This is a genomic window from Oceanomicrobium pacificus, assembly GCF_009833495.1.
In the GTDB taxonomy this organism is placed as follows: Bacteria; Pseudomonadota; Alphaproteobacteria; order Rhodobacterales; family Rhodobacteraceae; genus Oceanomicrobium; species Oceanomicrobium pacificus.
Genome location: NZ_WUWG01000007.1, coordinates 89,796 through 106,119 on the forward strand (window position 1 = coordinate 89,796; position 16,324 = coordinate 106,119).

Genomic DNA, 16,324 nt, shown 5'->3' on the forward strand with positions numbered 1-16,324 from the left:
CTTAAAAGGTGACGAGAAATGGACGTGAAAGCGAGTCACAATCGGGAATGGCCGTGGCTGCGGCTGAAATCTTTCGTGAGCGTTGCCGTTCAGTTGGCAGCGTCGACGAGCTCGCCTTCGATATAGCCCGCATTGCCGTCGAGCAGGTCGCCCAGCATCTTGGAGAACTGCCGCTTCATCAACGGCACCATCATCCGGCCTATTGCGCCGAATTTGGGTGTGAAGCGCATTGTGAACTGCACCTCCGTCCGGTTCGGGCCGAGCGGCTCGAACTCGATCCGTGCCACCGCCGAGCGGAGCGGCATCGTCCCGTCATAGATGTCGATTTCCATCACTCTTTCAGGCACGTAGGCGGTGATTTCCTCCCGGATATAGTTCTTGCCGTCCTTCAGGTCGCATTGCCGTTTGGCGCCTAGGCCGGTCGCCGCGCCCTCGTCCAGCAAGAAGGACCGGCTCAGATGCGGGTTGAACAGATCGATGGTTCCGAAATCGTCCCAACTGCGCCAGACCTCGGCGACAGGAGCGTTGACGATGCGCGAAACAGTGATGGTGGCCATGGGATATTTCCTTTCGGGTTCGGGCTGTCGGGCGTCGGATCATACGCGCCCGGACGCTGTGGTTGACGCTGCGTAAGATGGCTGCCTGACAGACGATCGCTGGATTGAAGTTGCGGCGAAATCCCAAATATTGGGCTACAGTGGTCCGAAATTGAACCATTGAAAGCCACGGATTCGCACTATGCTCGGCAGCATGGACTGGAACGATCTGCGTTATTTTCTGGCCGTCGCGCGCGCCGGCACACTGCGCGGCGGAGCGGAGGCGGAGGGTGCCACCCACGCCACCCTGTCGCGCCGGATCGCAGCGCTGGAGGACGCCATGGGCGCGCGGCTCTTCGACCGCAGCCGCGCCGGCGCGACGCTGACGCAACTGGGGGAGGATCTTCTGCCCCATGCCGAGCGGGTGGAGGAGGAGATGGCCGCGCTCCACCGTTCCGTCGCGGGCCGCGATGCGGTGCCGTCCGGTCCGGTGCGGCTCTCCATGCCGCCCGCGATGGCGGTCACGCCGCTGATGGACGATCTGGCGGCCTTCGGGCGGCAGCATCCCGAAATCGATCTGGTGATCCAGCTGAGCTACGCCGTGTCCGATCTTGGCCGACGGGAGGCCGACCTGTCACTGCGCATTGCCCATGAGGTGACCGACGATGTGGTCGGGCGGCGGCTCTTGCAATATAGCAAGGCGGTCTATGCCGCGCCGTCCTATGCCGCCTTGGCTGCGCGGTCGGGACGTGGTGGCGGCTTGCACTGGATCGGCTGGAACGAGCCGGAGGGGGAGCGGAGTTGCGACTGGGTGCGCCGCTCACCTTTCCCAAACGCGGAATTGCGCCACCGTGTCAATGACCCGAGCGGACAGGCGGCGCTTGCTGCTGCCGGTGCTGGCCTGACGGTCCTGCCCTGTTTCTTCGGTGACCTTCAGCCCGGACTGGTGCGGGTCGCCGGGATCGATCCGATCCCGGACCGATCCATGTGGCTGCTGCTGCACCATGACCTGCGCAAGACTGCACGCATCCGGCTGTGCACCGATTTCATCGCAGAGCGCATCCGCGCGCGGCGGGAGTTCTGGAGCAACGGGACGGGCGGGCCCCCGGATCAGACCTCTTCCCAGTGATCATGCTCGCCGGCGCGCAGGATCGCGTCGATGACCTTCTGGTTGAGTTTCGAGTTTTCCAGCGTGAAGACCGGGTCGGCGCTGCCCTGCGCCGCGCGGGCAAACGCCTCCACCTCCAGCCGGTAATGTTCCGCACCGTTGAACCGGAAGGTTTGCGCGCCGCTGTGATCCTGGTTTTCCAGATGCACCATCGCGTGATCATAAATGCCGGTATTGAAGGGCGCCTGAACGCGGATGACACCTGTTTCGCCGTGGAAGACCATCTCCTGCCGCTGCGCCATCTGGGTGGACAGGTAGAAGCTCGTCTCGAACCCGCCGCAATCGGCCTTGATCGAGGAATAGACATCCGTGCCGAAGGTCGGGTCGCGGCGCACGGTCGCCTGCACGCGGGTCGGCTCCGCGCCGGTGCAAAAGCGCATGGTGACGGTAGGATAGACACCGATATCGAGAAGCGCGCCGCCGCCAAGCTCGGGGATGTTGCGCATGTTGCCCGCATCCCTGTTGAAATAGGTGAAGGCACCCTGCACATGGCGCAACTCGCCAATGGCGCCGGCCGCGATCAGGTCGCGCACCTTGGTCCATTGCGGGTGGTAGGTCACCATGAAAGCCTCGGAGACGAGCACCCCGTTGCGGTCGCGCGCCGCGATCAGGCTGTCGATCTGGCTCGCATGGGTGGAAATGGGCTTCTCGCACAGCACATGCTTGCCTGCATCCGCCGCCTTGATCGTCCATTCCACATGCTGCGAGGTCGGCAGCGGGATATAGACCCCGTCGATCACGTCGGAGGCGAGCATCTCCTCGTAGGAGCCGAAACTGTGCGGCGCCGAGAAGGTTTCTGCGAGCGCAGCGGCCTTGGCCGCATCGCGGCTCGCCACCGCTGCGATCGTGCCGTTCTCCGATCCGGCAATGGCCGGCATCAGATGCTCGCGCCCGATCTTGGCTGTCGACATGATTCCCCAGCGAAACATGGCCTCTCCTCCCGTTCGATCTCTGTTGGTCCTGCGCCGGAACAGATCACCCTTCGGCGCCAAGGTCAAAGCGTGGCGGACATTTTTCGACCGGATAGTCAAAAAACTTTCATCCGCGCAGATTAATTCTCGCCACGACCCGGATTTTTCGGGCTAAGGTCCGCACCGGACCAATCGAAAGGACATGTGAGATGCTTACGAATGGAACTATCCTGCGCGGCACGGTTGCCACGCTTCTGGGCCTCGGCGCCCTGTCCACCTCCGCTTCGGCCGAAACGCTGCGCCTTCTGACCTGGGGGGGTTATGCGCCCGAGGAGGTGATCGAGATGTTCACCGAAGAGACCGGGATCGAGGTCGAGGTGACCAAATCCAACAACGAGGAAATGATCGCCAAGCTACGCGCCACCGGCGGCGGCGGGTTCGACCTCGCACAGCCGAGCCAGGACCGGATCGCCGGCCCGCAGGCCGAGTTCGACATCTACAAGCCGATCGACCTGTCGAAGATCGAAACCGGGCTTTTCATCGAATCGATGCTGGAAGCCACGAAGGCCAACACCACCGTCGACGGTGAGGTCTATGGCGTGCCGCATGTCTGGGGTACGAGCGGTCTAGTGGTGAACACGGCCGAGGCCGGGTCGGTCGCGGACTATACCGACCTCTGCAACGAGGAGTTTGCCGGTAAGGTTTCCTACCGACTGAAGCGCCCGACGCTGATCGGCTTCGCCTATGCAATGGGGCTGGACCCGTTCGCTGCCTATGGTGACGAAGCGGCCTATTCCGACATTGTCGCGCAGGTCGAAGAGAAGCTGATCGAGTGCAAGGCGAACGTGAAAGCCTATTGGGACGGCGGCGACCAGCTGATGGGCCTGCTGCGCTCGGGTGAGGTTGTGGCGTCGATGGCGTGGGATACGGGCGGCTGGAAGCTGAACGCGGAAAATCCCGACATCACCTTCGTGGCGCCGGCTTCCGGTGCGCTCGGCTGGATCGACACGTTCGCGCTGCCGAAGAAGACCAAGGCGGAAGATGCGGCCTACAAGTGGATCAACTTCGTCATGAAGCCCGAAATCGCGGCGATGATCACCGCGAGCGCGGGCAATTTCACCGCGTCGAACGGCGCGGACGAATTCGCCGATGATGAGCTGAAAGCCCGTTTCCAGGCGAGCTTCCCGCAGGAGGCGATCGACAATATCAAATGGTATCCGACCGTACCGGCCGGGCTGGAAGCGATCGAGGGCGCTGCGCTCGACCGCGTGAAAGCAGCCAACTGATAGACGCGCCTATCCGCGGCCGGCCCTGCATGTCGGGGCCGGCCGCTATCCATTTGTTCCGATACAGAATTTGAGTCCCGGATGACCGAAAGCCCCGTCACGCCGCCCGATCTGGAATGCCGCGATATCGTGCGCGACTTTGGAGACACGCGCGCCGTGGACCATGTCAGTTTCGATGTGCCGCCCGGGTCCTTCTTTTCGATCCTCGGGCCGTCAGGCTGCGGCAAGACCACCCTGATGCGGATGATCGCGGGTTTCCAGCCGCCAAGTGCGGGCGACATCCTGATCAAGGGGCGTTCGGTGCTCGATGTGCCGCCCAACCGGCGGCCTGTGAACATGGTGTTCCAGCATCTCGCCCTTTTCCCGATGATGAGCGTGGCGGAAAACATCGGCTACGGGCTGCGCCGTCAGGGCCTGGGCCGAAGCGAACGGGACGAAAAGATCACCGCCGTGCTCGACCGGATCGGCCTGCCCGGCACCGGCGACCGGCGGATCGACCAGCTGTCCGGCGGCCAGAAGCAGCGCATCGCCATTGCCCGCTGCATGGTGATGGAGCCCGATGTGCTTTTGCTCGACGAACCTCTCGGCGCGCTCGATCTGAAGCTGCGGGAACATATGAAGGTCGAACTGAAGGCCCTGCAAGCCGCGTTCGATACGACGTTTGTCTACATCACCCATGATCAGGGCGAGGCGCTCGTCATGTCGGATCGGATCGCGGTGATGAATGCCGGGCGCTTCGAACAGATCGGCACCGGGCCGGAACTCTATCATGCGCCGGCGACCGGGTTTGTCGCGGGCTTTGTCGGCGACAGCAACCGCTGGACCGCGACGGTCGAGACCCGTGCGGGCGACGGGGGCACGATCCGCACGGCAGAGGGGCTGACCTGTTCGGTGGCCAGCCTGCCGGACGCGCCGGGCGGGCAGGTGACAGCCTTCCTGCGGCCCGAGAGTATTTCGCTCGGTGATACGGGCGCGTCAGGGGACGGGCGCAACCGGTTCGATGCCACCGTGGACACGGTCTATTTCAACGGCGCCAACAGCCACCTGCGACTGACGGTAGACGGCACAGCCGCGCAACTGGATGCGGCCCTGCCGCAAACCGGCGCCTTCCAGTCGGTCCGTGCGGGCGACCGGATCGCGGTCAGCTGGGGCGCGGACAAGCTCGTCTGCTTCCCCGACGCGGGCAACTGACCCGTGTCCGCGCGCCTCTCGCTCTGGCTCCTGATGCTGCCGGTCCTGCTCTGGCTGGGCCTGCTCATCATCCTGCCGCATATCGACATGTTCTTCGTGTCGCTGCGCACGCGGGTCGGGGTGGGCGAATATGAATACGGGCTCGCGAATTACGCCGCCTTCTTCACAGAGCCACTCTACCTGCGCACCTTCGCGCGCACGGCGATCATGTCGGTCCTTGCAACCGCGCTGACGCTCGTCATCGCCTTTCCGGTCGCCTATTTCATCGCGAAGGTGGCGCGCGGCCGCTGGCAGGGGGTGCTCTTCCTGTTCTGCCTCGTACCCTTCTGGGTATCCGAACTGGTGCGGACATTCGGCTGGATGATCCTCTTGCGCGAAACCGGTGTCTTTTCCTCGGTTCTGCAATGGGCGGGCCTCGCCGACGGGCCGGTGGAGATGCTCTACAACGATGCGGCGATGATGGTAGGGCTGGTCTATACCTCGATGCTCTTCATGGTCGTGCCGCTGGTGACGACACTGCAGAGTCTCGACGACAGTCTGGTCGAGGCGGGCTATGACCTTGGCGGCAACGGGTTCACCGTCTTCCGCGAGATCATCCTGCCCCACGCGGTGCCGGGCATCGTGTCGGGTTCGATCGTGGTCTTCATGCTGTCGCTCGGCAACTACCTGACACCGACCATGCTCGGCGGGAAAGACAGCCTCTGGTTCACCGAGATGATCTATTCGCAGTTCATCGTGCGCTTCAACTGGGAGCTCGGCGCGGCCTTCGGCTTCCTGCTGCTGGCGCTGTCCTCCTTCATCGTCTGGGCGGCCCTGAAGTTGAGCGGCCAGACGCTTGAGAAAACATTGGGGTGAGCGCGCGATGATCCCGACCATTCCCCAACCCGCAGCCATCCGCTGGTCCTATCGGGCCTATGTGACGCTCTTTTTCCTCTACCTTGCGCTGCCGCTCGTGACCGTGTCCGTCTTTGCCTTCAATGACAGCCTGTTTCCCGCTCTGCCGTGGGAAGGGTTCACGTGGGACTGGTTCTTCGGCGACGAACGCCCGAAACGCGGCCTGTTCCACGAGCGGTCGATCCTGCGCGCGATCGGCACCTCCGCCACGGTGGCCGTGGCCGTGGGGCTCCTGTCTGTCGGCGTGGGCCTGTGTAATGCGTTTCTCTTCGACCGGCGTGAGTTCCGGCTGAAGGGGCTGCTCTATGTCCTGATGCTGCTGCCGCTGGTGATCCCCGGGATCATCCTCGGCATTTCCATCCTGGTCTTTTCCTCCACCGTCGCCAACGGGGTGGAGGACCGGCTCGGCTATGATCTGGAACTGCTGCGGCCGGGTCTTGCGCTTGTGGTGCTCGGCCAGTTCTCCTTCATCACCACCATCGCGACACTCGTCATTCTGGCACGCCTGCGCCATTTCGACCGCTCGCTGGAGGAAGCCGCCATGGGGCTCGGCGCGGGACGGCTGACCGCGATCCGCACGGTCACGCTGCCCTATCTGGCGCCGGCACTTGTCGGTTCGGCCGTGGTGGCCTTCCTGATGAGTTTCGAGAATTTCAACACGACGCTGATGCTGGTCGGTTCCGACGCGCCGCTCACGATCGAGATGTTCGACCGGATGAAAGAAGGCTCGACACCGGTGCTGAACGCCGTGTCGCTTCTCTTGATGGTCGGCTCCTCGGCGCTGGCGCTCGTGATGATCCTCGTGCAGCGGCGGCGCTAGGCGATCTGTCCGTCCAGTTCGTCGGCGATGAAGATCTCGATGATCTCGTCAAAGCTAATCTCGGCGCGGAAACCAAGCGCCAGCGCGCGCTCCGGCGCGTAAGCCGCCGGCCAGCCGTCGACGATCCGCGCGATGTCGGGGTTTGGCCGCTCCTTGATCCGGGCGACCACCGCCGCGCCCGCGACCCGTTCCAGCGCGTCGATCTGTTCGCCGACCGAACAAGAGAGGCCGGGCAGGTTCAGCGCCCGCTGCGGCCCGAGTTGGCCCGTGTCGAGCGCGGCAGCATGGCACATGAACCCGACCGCCGCCCGGGGCGAGGCGAACCAGTGCCGCACCGTGCGCGGCACGGGCAGGTCGGCCTCCTGTCCGGTCAGCGGCTCCCGAATGATGCCGGAGAAAAAGCCGCTCGCCGCGGCATTGGGTGCGCCGGGCCGCACGCAGATCGTCGGCAGTCGCAGGCTGATCCCGTCGAGGATGCCGCGGCGGCTGAAATCGTTGACGAGCGCCTCGATCATCAGCTTCTGGGTGCCGTAGGAGGTGGCGGGCGTCGGCGTCCAGCTGTCGGGCACCGGATCGGGGAAGGGCGGGCCGAAGACCGCGAGCGAAGAGGCAAAGACAAAGCGCGGGCAATAGGCCGGATCGGTGGCATGCTGGTCCCGGATCGCGTCGCAAAGCGCGCGGCTCCCGTCGAGATTGATGCGGTAGCCCTTCTCCAGATTCTGCTCCGCCTCGAAGGACACGATGGCCGCGAGATGGAAGATCACATCCGGTTTCGCGGCAACGAGCGCTTCGGCTGTGCCGTCAGCACCCAGATCGACCGCAAGGCAGTTGACCGGACCGCCGCCCGCCAGAGCGACCGGTGCGGGCGCGACGATATCAGCCAGCACCATCTCATCGACCGGCTGGCCGCCGAGCCCGTCCTGTGCGAGCGCTGCCGCCAGTTTCCGCCCGATCATCCCGCCGGCGCCAAGGATCAAAATGCGCATCAGTGCCTCCCGTTCTTTTGGCGCAGTCTGTGGGCGGTATCCGCGCCTGTCACGGTATTTCTTCGGCTTTGTGAAAAAGTTCGTTAGCGCCACCGCTTTCTGCTAGGCAAAGGGCATGGAGGATGCGCTTGCCCAAGAGGACCTGTCGGACCCCGCGCTTTGGGCGCGGGCAGAGGCCGCCTGGCCACGCGAATTGGCGGGCGCGGCGGCCGGTCTTGCGCGGCTTGACGAACGCGCGGGCGCCGACCCGGGCTTTGTCGCGCGTCTGGCCGAGCGCGAGGTGGCCGACCTGACATGGGCTGAAGGCGCGCCCGTGGGCCTGGAACAGCTGACCATGTGGCGTCACGGCCATGTCGGGCAGGGCGGGGGACTGATGCGCGCGGCCTGGGCGGCGCGGCGGCTTTGCGGCCCAGTGGCGCTCAATGCCGATCTCGGCACAGCTGAAGGGCTCAGATCTTTTCTTGGTCTCGCCAGCCCGGAGCGGATCGACCCGGTCCTGCTGCCAACCATCGCGCGAGCGACCGGCGCAGCCTGGGCCGAGGAAGCCGCCGGATGGTGCGAGGACATGGAGCGCCTGCGCGGCCTGCATCCGGTCACACGCGCACTCGCGGCCTATACGCTCTGGCACTGGCGCGAACTGTCGGACCCCGGAGACATGGTGGAGGCCGCGGTCGTGGCGGCGCGGATCGGAGCGGCCGATGCACCGGCACTGCGCTTTCTGCCGCTCCTTTCCGGCAACCGGCTGGCGCTGCGCCATCTGGGGCAGGGGGCGGAAGCGCGGCTCGGGCGCTGGCTCGCGGCCGCGACCGCGGCCACCGGCCACGGGTTGCGGGAACTGGCACGGCTCGGCGAATGGCAGTCCCGCGCTGCCGCGCAGGCTGCGCGGATGCAGGGCAAGCTTCCCAAGGCGCTGGTCCCGCTGTTCCTGCGCCACGGGCTTGTCACCGCGAACCTCGTGCAGGATGAGGCCGGTGTGACCCAGCAGGCTGCAAACCGAACCTTGCTCCGCTGGGCGGAGGCCGGGCTCATCACGGAAATCAGCGGGCAGGACCGGTACCGGTTCTGGCGGGTGCAGGCCTGACGCCAATATCTTAGGGGCGGTCGAGCACCAGCCGAGTGCCGAGCGCGGATGGGTCGATGCGCAACTCGATGATCGCGGGTTTGCCTGACTTCCGCGCCCGCGCAAGCGCCGGCGCGAATTCCGCATTCGCCGTCACGCATTCGCCATGCCCGCCATAGCTTTCAGCCAGCGCCCTGTAGTCCGGATTGGTCAGCCGTGTGCCCGAGACGCGACCCGGATAGCTGCGCTCCTGATGCATCCGGATCGTCCCATACATGCCGTTGTTGGAGATCAGCACGATGATGTTCGCGCCATATTGGCAGGCGGTGCCGAATTCCTGCATCGACATCTGGAAACAGCCGTCACCGGCATAGCAGATCACGTCGCGTTCAGGGTGGCGCAGCTTGGCGGCCACCGAGGCGGGCAGGCCATAGCCCATGGACCCGCTCGTCGGGGCAAGCTGGGTGCGCCAGCCGCGGAACCGGTAGTAGCGGTGCAGCCACGTTGCGTAATTGCCCGCGCCGTTGGTCAGGATCGCATCATCGCCGAGCACGTCGTTCAGATGCGTAATGACATGCTCGAGCTGCAAATTGCCGGGGGTCGGGTCGGGCTCCTGCCAAGCCAGATAGTCGGCCCGCGCGGCTGCACGGGCGCTGCTCCACCGGGTTTGCGCCGGTGCGGGCAGCGCGGCCAGTGCCGCCAGCAGGTCGGCCGCGCGGGTCGCAATGCCAAGTTCGGGATTGAAGACGCGGCCGAGTTCCTCAGGGTCGGCATGGACATGGACAAGCCGCTGTTTCGGGTCGGGACTGTCGATCAGGCTGTAGCCGCTCGTCGTGATCTCGCCCAGACGCGCGCCGAGCACGAGCAGCAGATCGGCGTCGCGCACCCGCGCGGCCAGCGCGGGATTGATCCCGATTCCGACATCACCGGCGTAGCAGTCATGTCGGTTGTCGAGATAGTCCTGACAGCGGAACGAGGTGCCGACCGGCAGGTCGAACCGCGATGCGAAAGTCGCCAGATCATCGCGTGCGCCGGCCGACCAGCCGCCGCCGCCCACGATCACGAAGGGGCGTTCGGCCTCTTCAAGAAGGGCGATGACCCGGCGCGCATCCTCGATCCCGGCCGGATGGATCGCCGCGCGACCCGCTTTCGCGTCGGCCACCTCTGCCTGGCCGGACAGCATATCTTCCGGCAGGGCGAGCACGACGGGCCCCGGACGGCCCGACTGGGCGATATGGAAGGCGCGGCTCAGATATTCCGGCAACCGGTCGAGCCGATCGATCGATTCCACCCATTTGGCAAGCGGGCCGAACATGGCGCGATAGTCGACCTCCTGGAAAGCTTCGCGGTCGCGCTGGTCGCTCGCCACCTGACCGATGAAGAGGATCATCGGCGTTGAATCCTGAAAGGCGACATGCACGCCGGCGCTGGCATTGGTCGCGCCCGGACCACGTGTCACGAAAGCGATACCGGGCCGCCCCGTAAGCTTGCCGTCTGCCTCCGCCATCATTGCGACGCCGCCCTCGTTTCGGCCCGTCACGACCTCGATGCCGCTCTCGTGCAGACCGTCGAGCGCGGCCAGATAGCTCTCGCCCGGCACGCAGAACACACGGTCCACGCCCTGAATTTTCAACTGGTCGGCAAGGATCTGCCCGCCATGCCTCATTGTCATCGGCCCCTCCGGATTTTGCCGGCAGGTTTGCCGATCGCGGCACGGATTGCCAGCATATTTCCGATCTGCCGGGGCTTCCGGAGCAGCGTTTGTCAGAAGAGTTTGACGAAAGAGATGCCCGCGCCGTAGCTCGTCATGCTTGTCGTGCCGAACCGGTTGGTCGCGCGCGTGCTGCCGGTTCCGGTGGACTGGACCTGCCGCCCGTCAGGGGAAAAGCTCGCCCCGGTGCCGCCCGACACGTCCGTCTGGATGTAGGGCACATCGGACAGGTAGTCGGCGTGCAGGTCGAGCGACAGGATGATGCCGGGCCGCAGATTGTAGCTGAGGCTGCCCGTCAGCCGTCCGTGATAGGCGGTGCCGTTCACATCGTCGCTCATCGACATGCTTTCCCCCGAATCCTGCGTGCCGAGCAGGAAGTTCGTCTGCCCGTCATAGCTGGCGCGATAGGCCGAGAGCCCGGCATCGAGTGCGAAGCGCAGGTTCCAGTTGTCGCGGATGCTGCGGCTGACGCCCGCACCCACGATCGCCCCGAGATAGTGTGCGCGCATGTCGCTTGTTTCGCGCGCGCCGAAGACCGGCAGCGGCGCGACGTCCGGATCCGGGGACCGTGTGGCAACCGAACTGGTGATCGTCGTGTCGCGTTTCAGATAGCGGTAGACCGGCCCGGCCCGATAGGTCATCTGCCAGTCCCCCCCGATCTCCAGGGGTGCGGCCAGCGTCACCTGATGCCGGGTCAGGAACATGTCCTCTTCGAGCTTCGCGGTGAAGGTCGTCTGGGACAGGTCGCCCACGCCGACCGCGGAATAACCGCTCCGGTCGAAGGCCAGCCCGAAGGCCGAGGATGCGGGGTCTGCGCCGTCCGTCACCAGCCCGACGAAAATCCCGCCGGTGCCGGTCGTGGTGGGGGAGAAGGCGAACTGTGTGATTGCATTGCCAAGACCCGGCAGCGACGAGGCGAGCGAGGAGATCGTGGCGGTGCCGCCTGCAAGATCGAGGATCGACGCATCGCCGCTGGCCGTCGCACCGCTGCCGTCCGCACTTGTCTGCAGATCTATCGTGAAGTCGGAGGACGCGCCCGTCCCGAAACTGAGCCCGCTATCATTGCTGTAGCGCGTCGTCGCGCTGCTCGACCCGGCTCCGAAGGCGAAATTGCCTTCATATTCCATGTAGTAGGTGCGACCGCCCAACTCGAAGGGGCGCGATGCCAGTCCGATCCCGAATTGCGGTCCGATCAGCTGGACACCCAGATCGGCGGTGCCGCCCTCCGGGCTGCCATCCCAAACGGTCCAGTCCGGCAGGCCGTAGCTGCCGATGGCCACGCCGCCGCCGGCGCCAAGAAGCCGGCCTTGCGGCATGGCGGTTACCGACAGGTTCGGCTGGTCCTGTGCGGGGGCCGGCGCACCGGCCACGAGGATCATCGACAGAAGTAGAACAGGGCCTGCATCGATACGCATGACTGCCTCCCACGCCCGGTCTGTTGCCGGGGTTGACGGTCCGGTAGGCCCATGCGGCCGAGGCCCGGGGCCAACCGGGCATTGGGTCGAGTGTATCTCAAAACCGACTAAAAATGAAGGAAACCTCAGGCGCTCGCGGAAATGGCCAGCCGGGTGAGCAATGCGACGAGCTGCTGCTGGCGGTGGCATTCGGTCTTGCGCATGATCGAGACAAGCTGGTTGCGCACCGTCTGTTTCGAGACATGCCGGTCCTGCGCACAGTCGCCGAGCGTGCGCCCGTCAAGCAATGCGAGCGCAAGTTCGCTTTCGGCATTGGTCAGCCGGAAGGCCCGCCAGAGCGCGTCATGGGACAGGGACAGGGGCACATGGGCCTCCTGCGCGATGATGGCGAGCCGGACCGGGTCCTGATCGAAATGGTCGACCGCCCCGCCGCGCGGGCCGTTGCTTTCGATCCGCGTCACCGACAGAAAGAATTTCCGCCCGTCGCGTCCGGCCAGCGACAGGACCTCGCTGCCGTGGCGATAGCCACTGGCGAGCCGCGCGATCGTGTCGCGCATCTCTTTCTCCGCACCCGGATCGATGGCGTGAAGGTAGCCGTCCGCCGTCATCAGCAGGTTCTCCATCCGCCGCGTCATCTGTTCCGCCCGCGCGTTGAGGCTGCGGGTCCGGCAACTCGGATCGACGATGAAGACCGGCAGGGACAGAAGGTCGAGCAGATGGGCCGCATGTTCGCTGTCGAGCGGATGGCGATGGGTCATGCGGAAGATCCGCGCAGCCCGCACCAGATGCGGCCCGATTTGGTCGAGCACCCGCGCGGCCTGCGCCCGCTGCCGCGGCTCGGCAGTCTCGGGAAAGCGCAGTTCCAGCACGATCTGTCGCGTGTCGCTGCGCTGGATCACCAGACCGGTCGCGCAGACAAGCGGACCGTAGAGCGACAGCCAGTCCTTGTAGTAGGCCGTTTTCCTGAAGGTCGCGCGGTCGATCATGTCCGTGTCGTGAAAGACCCGACCCTCCGGCTCGCGCCACTGGCGTTCGAACCAGCGGTTCTGCACAACAAGGTCGGTTGCGAAACTGCGCATCGCATCTTCGCCCAGACCGCGCTGGAGCAGGAAATTGTTGCCGGGAATGACCGTGTCCTGCCCGAGCACCATCACCGCCGCGTCGGGCAGAAGGTCCTTCAGAAGGGTCAGGATCGTCTCGAAGAGATGGCCCGTCAGGGCTCCGTCGTAGATTGCTTCCAGTTCGACAGGACGCACCAGATCTGTCGTGTCCATAACGCTGCACCACTTTACCAATTCGGCGGAACGTCCGCCGACCACCACTGACTGCCGACGGATTGCGGGTGAATGCCGCAGCCTCGATCCGGAATGATTGTTGGGCGCGGACTGCGCCGGACACATTTCAGTTCGTTGAGGGGGCAAGACCGGTAGTCCCGGTTCGCGGTTCGGGCAGGCTGGAACAAAATATATTCGCCGGAAGGTGCCGGGTAATATTTGGCAAGTCCGGGCCCGTTATCTGTCAAGGATATTACCACCGTCGGCAAAATCCTGCCAGTGTCGAACATCACATCGCGCGCCAAAATCATTAACCACTGGAATTTCGGCGCCCGACAATCCGCGCGACGGCCGCTCCTATGGATTGTTCCGCTGACGGTTTTGCGCCAACATGCAGGCGGGCAAGGACAGACTGGGGCAGACAATGCAGGACATTCGCGCGCGTGCTCTGAACTACTACCTGATCGCCGGACTATTGCTGTTCAGCATCGGGTTTCTGACCTTTCTGAATTTCGGGCTTTTCGTGACGACCCATCCGGTCGATGCGGTCCATGCGCTCGATGCGGCCTGGCGGATGGTCGAGGGGGAGACGATCCACCGCGATTTCCACACGCCGCTCGGATGGTTCGCCTTTTCACCGATCGCCTTGTTTCTCGATTTCGGGATGCCAGCAGGCCTCGCGCTGCTCGCCGCGCAATATCTGGCGGCGCTGATCGTGCTGCCGCTTGCGGTGCACACGGCCGCAACCCGGTGCAGCTACATCATCGGTCTTGGCTTCGTCCTGATCTGCATGTTCTGGATGACCGCACTCATCTATGGCGGGTCCTTCGCGGGGATCTCGATTTCCATGTATTACAACCGCTGGGGCTGGGTGCTGGCGCTGATCGTCGCGACGCTCCTACTGTTCCCGCGGCAGGACGGGCAAAGAACGACAGTTGCAGACGGGATCGTTGTCGGCTGCGCCGTGGGCGTTCTGGTTCTGCTCAAGGCGACATTCTTCGTCGCCCTTCTTCCGGCGATGATCGCCACCGTCATCGCCCGCCCGGACTGGCGTGCCATCGGCGCGGCCCTGCTGGTTGGCGGCGCAATCATTGTTGCCGTGCCGCTGATCGTCGGCGACCTGATGTTCTGGGTGAACTATGTCAACGACCTCATCCTGATGATGAAGTCGGAGCTTCGGGTCGCGCCGGGCAATGACCTTGTCTCGATCCTGCTTGGGGTCCCGTTCATGTTGGGCACGCTTGTCGCGTCGACCTTCGTGGTGCTGGTCTGGCGCGCCGGTTTGAAGGCTGATGCGATCGTGGCGGGCCTGCTGTTCGCGGGCTTCATGTTCGCAACCTATCAAAACTGGGGCAACGATCCGAAGTGGCTCATCTTTCTTGGCATCGCGTTCTTCACCTTTGCCGAGTTGGTCGACCCGGAGCGTGACCAGCGCTATCGCAGTTTCATCGGCCTCGGCTCTTTTGCATTGGCACTGGTCGCGGTGAGTACACTGAATGTCGTGCAATCTTCCCTGAGGCTCGGGGGCGTGAACACGTCCGAATATGCCGAACTCGACGATGATCACTATCTGGATGGGGTCTATGTCCGTCCGACCAATGCAAACATCGTCTGGAAGACCGAACTGGACGCGAGCAATGATCCCGAGCTTCTGGAAAGTGACGAGATCGACGAGGTTCTGCGGGATGCGTTCAAGACCAAGACATTCTCCGGCGTGCTGATGCCCCATTGCGCCAGCACAACGGGTCATACCCGCGTGTCTGCGATACTTGCGGAAGAAATCCGCGATCTGGAGCCGCTCGCCCAAAGCAACTGGCTGATCGCGGATGCATTCAATCACCTCTGGCTGGTCGAGGATATCAAACGGCCGACCGGCATTTCGATCTGGTACTATGGCGGCGAGGCAGGCTTCGACACGGTGGAGACGCTGATCGTGCCGAAGTGCCCCAGCAAGCCCGACGCCCATGCGCTGGTGCTGGACAAGATCGGCGAGGAGAATTTCCCCCATCTGGCTGCGGAGACGCCGCATGCGTGGATTTTCACCCGCAACACACCGCCGCCCCTCAACTGATCAGCCGCCAGTGTCCGGACTCCGCAATTCCTCGACCACGAGGTTCCGCAACCGTGCCGCCAGCGGGGTCAGCCGTCTTTCCCGCATGGTGATGACGCTGTAGGGACTGACCGTGATCTCCTCCCGCAGGGGCAACCGGCGCAAGCCGGTCGGCGCGACCTTGGTGAGCAATGTCGCCACCTCGCCCGCCACGGGCGCGATGGCGGTCGAGCGGTCGAGGAGGGCGATCACCGCCAGAAGCGAGGATGTGGTGATCGAACAGTGGGGCAGGGGCACGCCTGCGGCCTGGAACGCGCTCTCGACCGCACCGCGGATCGGGATTGCGCGCGGCGTCAGCACCCAGTCGAATTCCGACAGTTCCTCCAGTCCGATCGACGCCCGTCCGGAGAGCGGATGCGCATCCCGCACCAGCAGTTCCACCCTTTCAGGCCGCGCCCTGTGCAGGATGAAATCGGCCGGGTCGGCATCGGGCGGCAGGCGCCCCAGCATGATATCGAGCCGCCCTGACTCCAGCCCGCGCAAGAGCTGCTCCGACGGGGCCACGTCGAGCTGTAGTTCGACCTTGCTTGCCGCTGCCCGCAGCTGCCGGAGCGCGGGCACCACATAGCCGAGTGCGGCACCGGTGACCGCGCCGATCCGCGCCACGCCGCCATAGCCGCGCCCAAGGCTGCGCAACTCCTCGGACATGTCGGCCATCTCCACGAGGATATTGTGCGACCGCCGCGCCAGCGCACGGCCCGTCAGCGTCAGGTCCATGCCGCGGGCGTGGCGCACCGCAAGCTTGCTGCCGACGATCTGTTCGGCTTCGGCCAGCAGGCGGGAGGCGGCCGGCTGCGTCACGCCGATCTCCCGCGCGGCGAGCCCGAGCCTGCCCTTGTCCGACAGGGCCGCCATCAGCCGGAAGTGGGACAGTTTGAGATTGAGGGGCGCGTCCATGAGATACCATTTTTGATATGTAAATTGCTCATATTATTATTTGAATGATATGCATTGCCGTTGCA

General features: G+C 64.6%; 14 protein-coding genes. 7 read left to right on the top strand and 7 right to left on the bottom strand.

From position 1 onward, the window contains the following. Window positions 1-89: 89 nt before the first annotated feature. Window positions 90-557, bottom strand: coding sequence for an SRPBCC family protein (locus GSH16_RS14560; protein WP_160856337.1), 468 nt, complete (start codon window positions 555-557; stop codon window positions 90-92). A 181-nt stretch (window positions 558-738) separates the two neighbouring features. On the opposite strand from GSH16_RS14560, the gene GSH16_RS14565 reads away from it, so the two are divergent. Then, complete coding sequence (locus tag GSH16_RS14565; RefSeq protein ID WP_160856338.1) at window positions 739-1,665, top strand: LysR family transcriptional regulator; 927 nt, start codon at window positions 739-741, stop codon at window positions 1,663-1,665. On the opposite strand, the gene GSH16_RS14570 is transcribed toward GSH16_RS14565, so the two are convergent. Next, on the bottom strand, window positions 1,647-2,633 hold the full coding sequence (locus tag GSH16_RS14570; protein WP_160856339.1) for a Gfo/Idh/MocA family protein: 987 nt from the start codon (window positions 2,631-2,633) through the stop codon (window positions 1,647-1,649). The genes GSH16_RS14565 and GSH16_RS14570 overlap by 19 nt on opposite strands. 191 nt (window positions 2,634-2,824) lie before the next feature. On the opposite strand from GSH16_RS14570, the gene GSH16_RS14575 reads away from it, so the two are divergent. The 4 genes from GSH16_RS14575 to GSH16_RS14590 all read left to right on the top strand — a co-directional run bounded on the left by GSH16_RS14575 (window position 2,825) and on the right by GSH16_RS14590 (window position 6,806). Beyond that, complete coding sequence (locus tag GSH16_RS14575; protein WP_160856340.1) at window positions 2,825-3,901, top strand: extracellular solute-binding protein; 1,077 nt, start codon at window positions 2,825-2,827, stop codon at window positions 3,899-3,901. An 81-nt stretch (window positions 3,902-3,982) separates the two neighbouring features. Continuing rightward, complete coding sequence (locus GSH16_RS14580) at window positions 3,983-5,092, top strand: ABC transporter ATP-binding protein (RefSeq protein WP_160856341.1); 1,110 nt, start codon at window positions 3,983-3,985, stop codon at window positions 5,090-5,092. Between the two features lie 33 nt (window positions 5,093-5,125). Further along, window positions 5,126-5,947, top strand: a complete 822-nt coding sequence (locus GSH16_RS14585; protein ID WP_160856417.1) for an ABC transporter permease — start codon at window positions 5,126-5,128, stop codon at window positions 5,945-5,947. Between the two features lie 7 nt (window positions 5,948-5,954). After that, window positions 5,955-6,806, top strand: a complete 852-nt coding sequence (locus tag GSH16_RS14590; RefSeq protein ID WP_160856342.1) for an ABC transporter permease — start codon at window positions 5,955-5,957, stop codon at window positions 6,804-6,806. Here GSH16_RS14590 and denD read toward each other — a convergent pair. Continuing rightward, window positions 6,803-7,792, bottom strand: a complete 990-nt coding sequence (gene denD / locus GSH16_RS14595) for a D-erythronate dehydrogenase (protein ID WP_160856343.1) — start codon at window positions 7,790-7,792, stop codon at window positions 6,803-6,805. The two genes, GSH16_RS14590 and denD, sit on opposite strands and share 4 nt — an antisense overlap. Before the next feature lie 115 nt (window positions 7,793-7,907). On the opposite strand from denD, the gene GSH16_RS14600 reads away from it, so the two are divergent. After that, window positions 7,908-8,873 carry a helix-turn-helix domain-containing protein gene (locus tag GSH16_RS14600; RefSeq protein WP_160856344.1) on the top strand — a complete coding sequence of 322 codons (966 nt, stop codon included), beginning with the start codon at window positions 7,908-7,910 and terminating at the stop codon, window positions 8,871-8,873. A 10-nt stretch (window positions 8,874-8,883) separates the two neighbouring features. Here GSH16_RS14600 and GSH16_RS14605 read toward each other — a convergent pair whose 3' ends face one another. The 3 genes from GSH16_RS14605 to GSH16_RS14615 form a co-directional block, all read right to left on the bottom strand. After that, entirely contained in the window at window positions 8,884-10,518 is a 1,635-nt protein-coding gene (locus tag GSH16_RS14605) for a thiamine pyrophosphate-binding protein (protein ID WP_160856418.1), read from the bottom strand. A 98-nt stretch (window positions 10,519-10,616) separates the two neighbouring features. After that, window positions 10,617-11,978 (bottom strand): hypothetical protein, encoded by a 1,362-nt coding sequence (locus GSH16_RS14610; RefSeq protein WP_160856345.1) that lies wholly within the window; start codon window positions 11,976-11,978, stop codon window positions 10,617-10,619. Between the two features lie 125 nt (window positions 11,979-12,103). After that, window positions 12,104-13,252 carry a helix-turn-helix transcriptional regulator gene (locus GSH16_RS14615; RefSeq protein WP_160856346.1) on the bottom strand — a complete coding sequence of 383 codons (1,149 nt, stop codon included), beginning with the start codon at window positions 13,250-13,252 and terminating at the stop codon, window positions 12,104-12,106. A gap of 424 nt (window positions 13,253-13,676) precedes the next feature. On the opposite strand from GSH16_RS14615, the gene GSH16_RS14620 reads away from it, so the two are divergent. Further along, window positions 13,677-15,323, top strand: a complete 1,647-nt coding sequence (locus GSH16_RS14620; RefSeq protein WP_160856347.1) for a hypothetical protein — start codon at window positions 13,677-13,679, stop codon at window positions 15,321-15,323. Here GSH16_RS14620 and GSH16_RS14625 read toward each other — a convergent pair whose 3' ends face one another. Further along, window positions 15,324-16,259, bottom strand: a complete 936-nt coding sequence (locus GSH16_RS14625) for a LysR substrate-binding domain-containing protein (protein WP_160856348.1) — start codon at window positions 16,257-16,259, stop codon at window positions 15,324-15,326. Between the last annotated feature and the right edge of the window lie 65 nt (window positions 16,260-16,324).

What these genes read in the sequence shown, in the direction of transcription:
- GSH16_RS14570 (WP_160856339.1), bottom strand. Translation starts at nt 2,633, where the DNA reads ATGTTTCGCTGGGGAATCATGTCGACAGCCAAGATCGGGCGCGAGCAT.
- GSH16_RS14590 (WP_160856342.1), top strand. Translation starts at nt 5,955, where the DNA reads ATGATCCCGACCATTCCCCAACCCGCAGCCATCCGCTGGTCCTATCGG.
- GSH16_RS14620 (WP_160856347.1), top strand. Translation starts at nt 13,677, where the DNA reads ATGCAGGACATTCGCGCGCGTGCTCTGAACTACTACCTGATCGCCGGA.
- GSH16_RS14625 (WP_160856348.1), bottom strand. Translation starts at nt 16,259, where the DNA reads ATGGACGCGCCCCTCAATCTCAAACTGTCCCACTTCCGGCTGATGGCG.
- GSH16_RS14565 (WP_160856338.1), top strand. Translation starts at nt 739, where the DNA reads ATGCTCGGCAGCATGGACTGGAACGATCTGCGTTATTTTCTGGCCGTC.
- GSH16_RS14615 (WP_160856346.1), bottom strand. Translation starts at nt 13,252, where the DNA reads ATGGACACGACAGATCTGGTGCGTCCTGTCGAACTGGAAGCAATCTAC.
- GSH16_RS14585 (WP_160856417.1), top strand. Translation starts at nt 5,126, where the DNA reads ATGCTGCCGGTCCTGCTCTGGCTGGGCCTGCTCATCATCCTGCCGCAT.
- GSH16_RS14560 (WP_160856337.1), bottom strand. Translation starts at nt 557, where the DNA reads ATGGCCACCATCACTGTTTCGCGCATCGTCAACGCTCCTGTCGCCGAG.
- GSH16_RS14610 (WP_160856345.1), bottom strand. Translation starts at nt 11,978, where the DNA reads ATGCGTATCGATGCAGGCCCTGTTCTACTTCTGTCGATGATCCTCGTG.
- GSH16_RS14605 (WP_160856418.1), bottom strand. Translation starts at nt 10,518, where the DNA reads ATGAGGCATGGCGGGCAGATCCTTGCCGACCAGTTGAAAATTCAGGGC.
- GSH16_RS14600 (WP_160856344.1), top strand. Translation starts at nt 7,908, where the DNA reads ATGGAGGATGCGCTTGCCCAAGAGGACCTGTCGGACCCCGCGCTTTGG.
- GSH16_RS14580 (WP_160856341.1), top strand. Translation starts at nt 3,983, where the DNA reads ATGACCGAAAGCCCCGTCACGCCGCCCGATCTGGAATGCCGCGATATC.
- GSH16_RS14575 (WP_160856340.1), top strand. Translation starts at nt 2,825, where the DNA reads ATGCTTACGAATGGAACTATCCTGCGCGGCACGGTTGCCACGCTTCTG.
- denD (WP_160856343.1), bottom strand. Translation starts at nt 7,792, where the DNA reads ATGCGCATTTTGATCCTTGGCGCCGGCGGGATGATCGGGCGGAAACTG.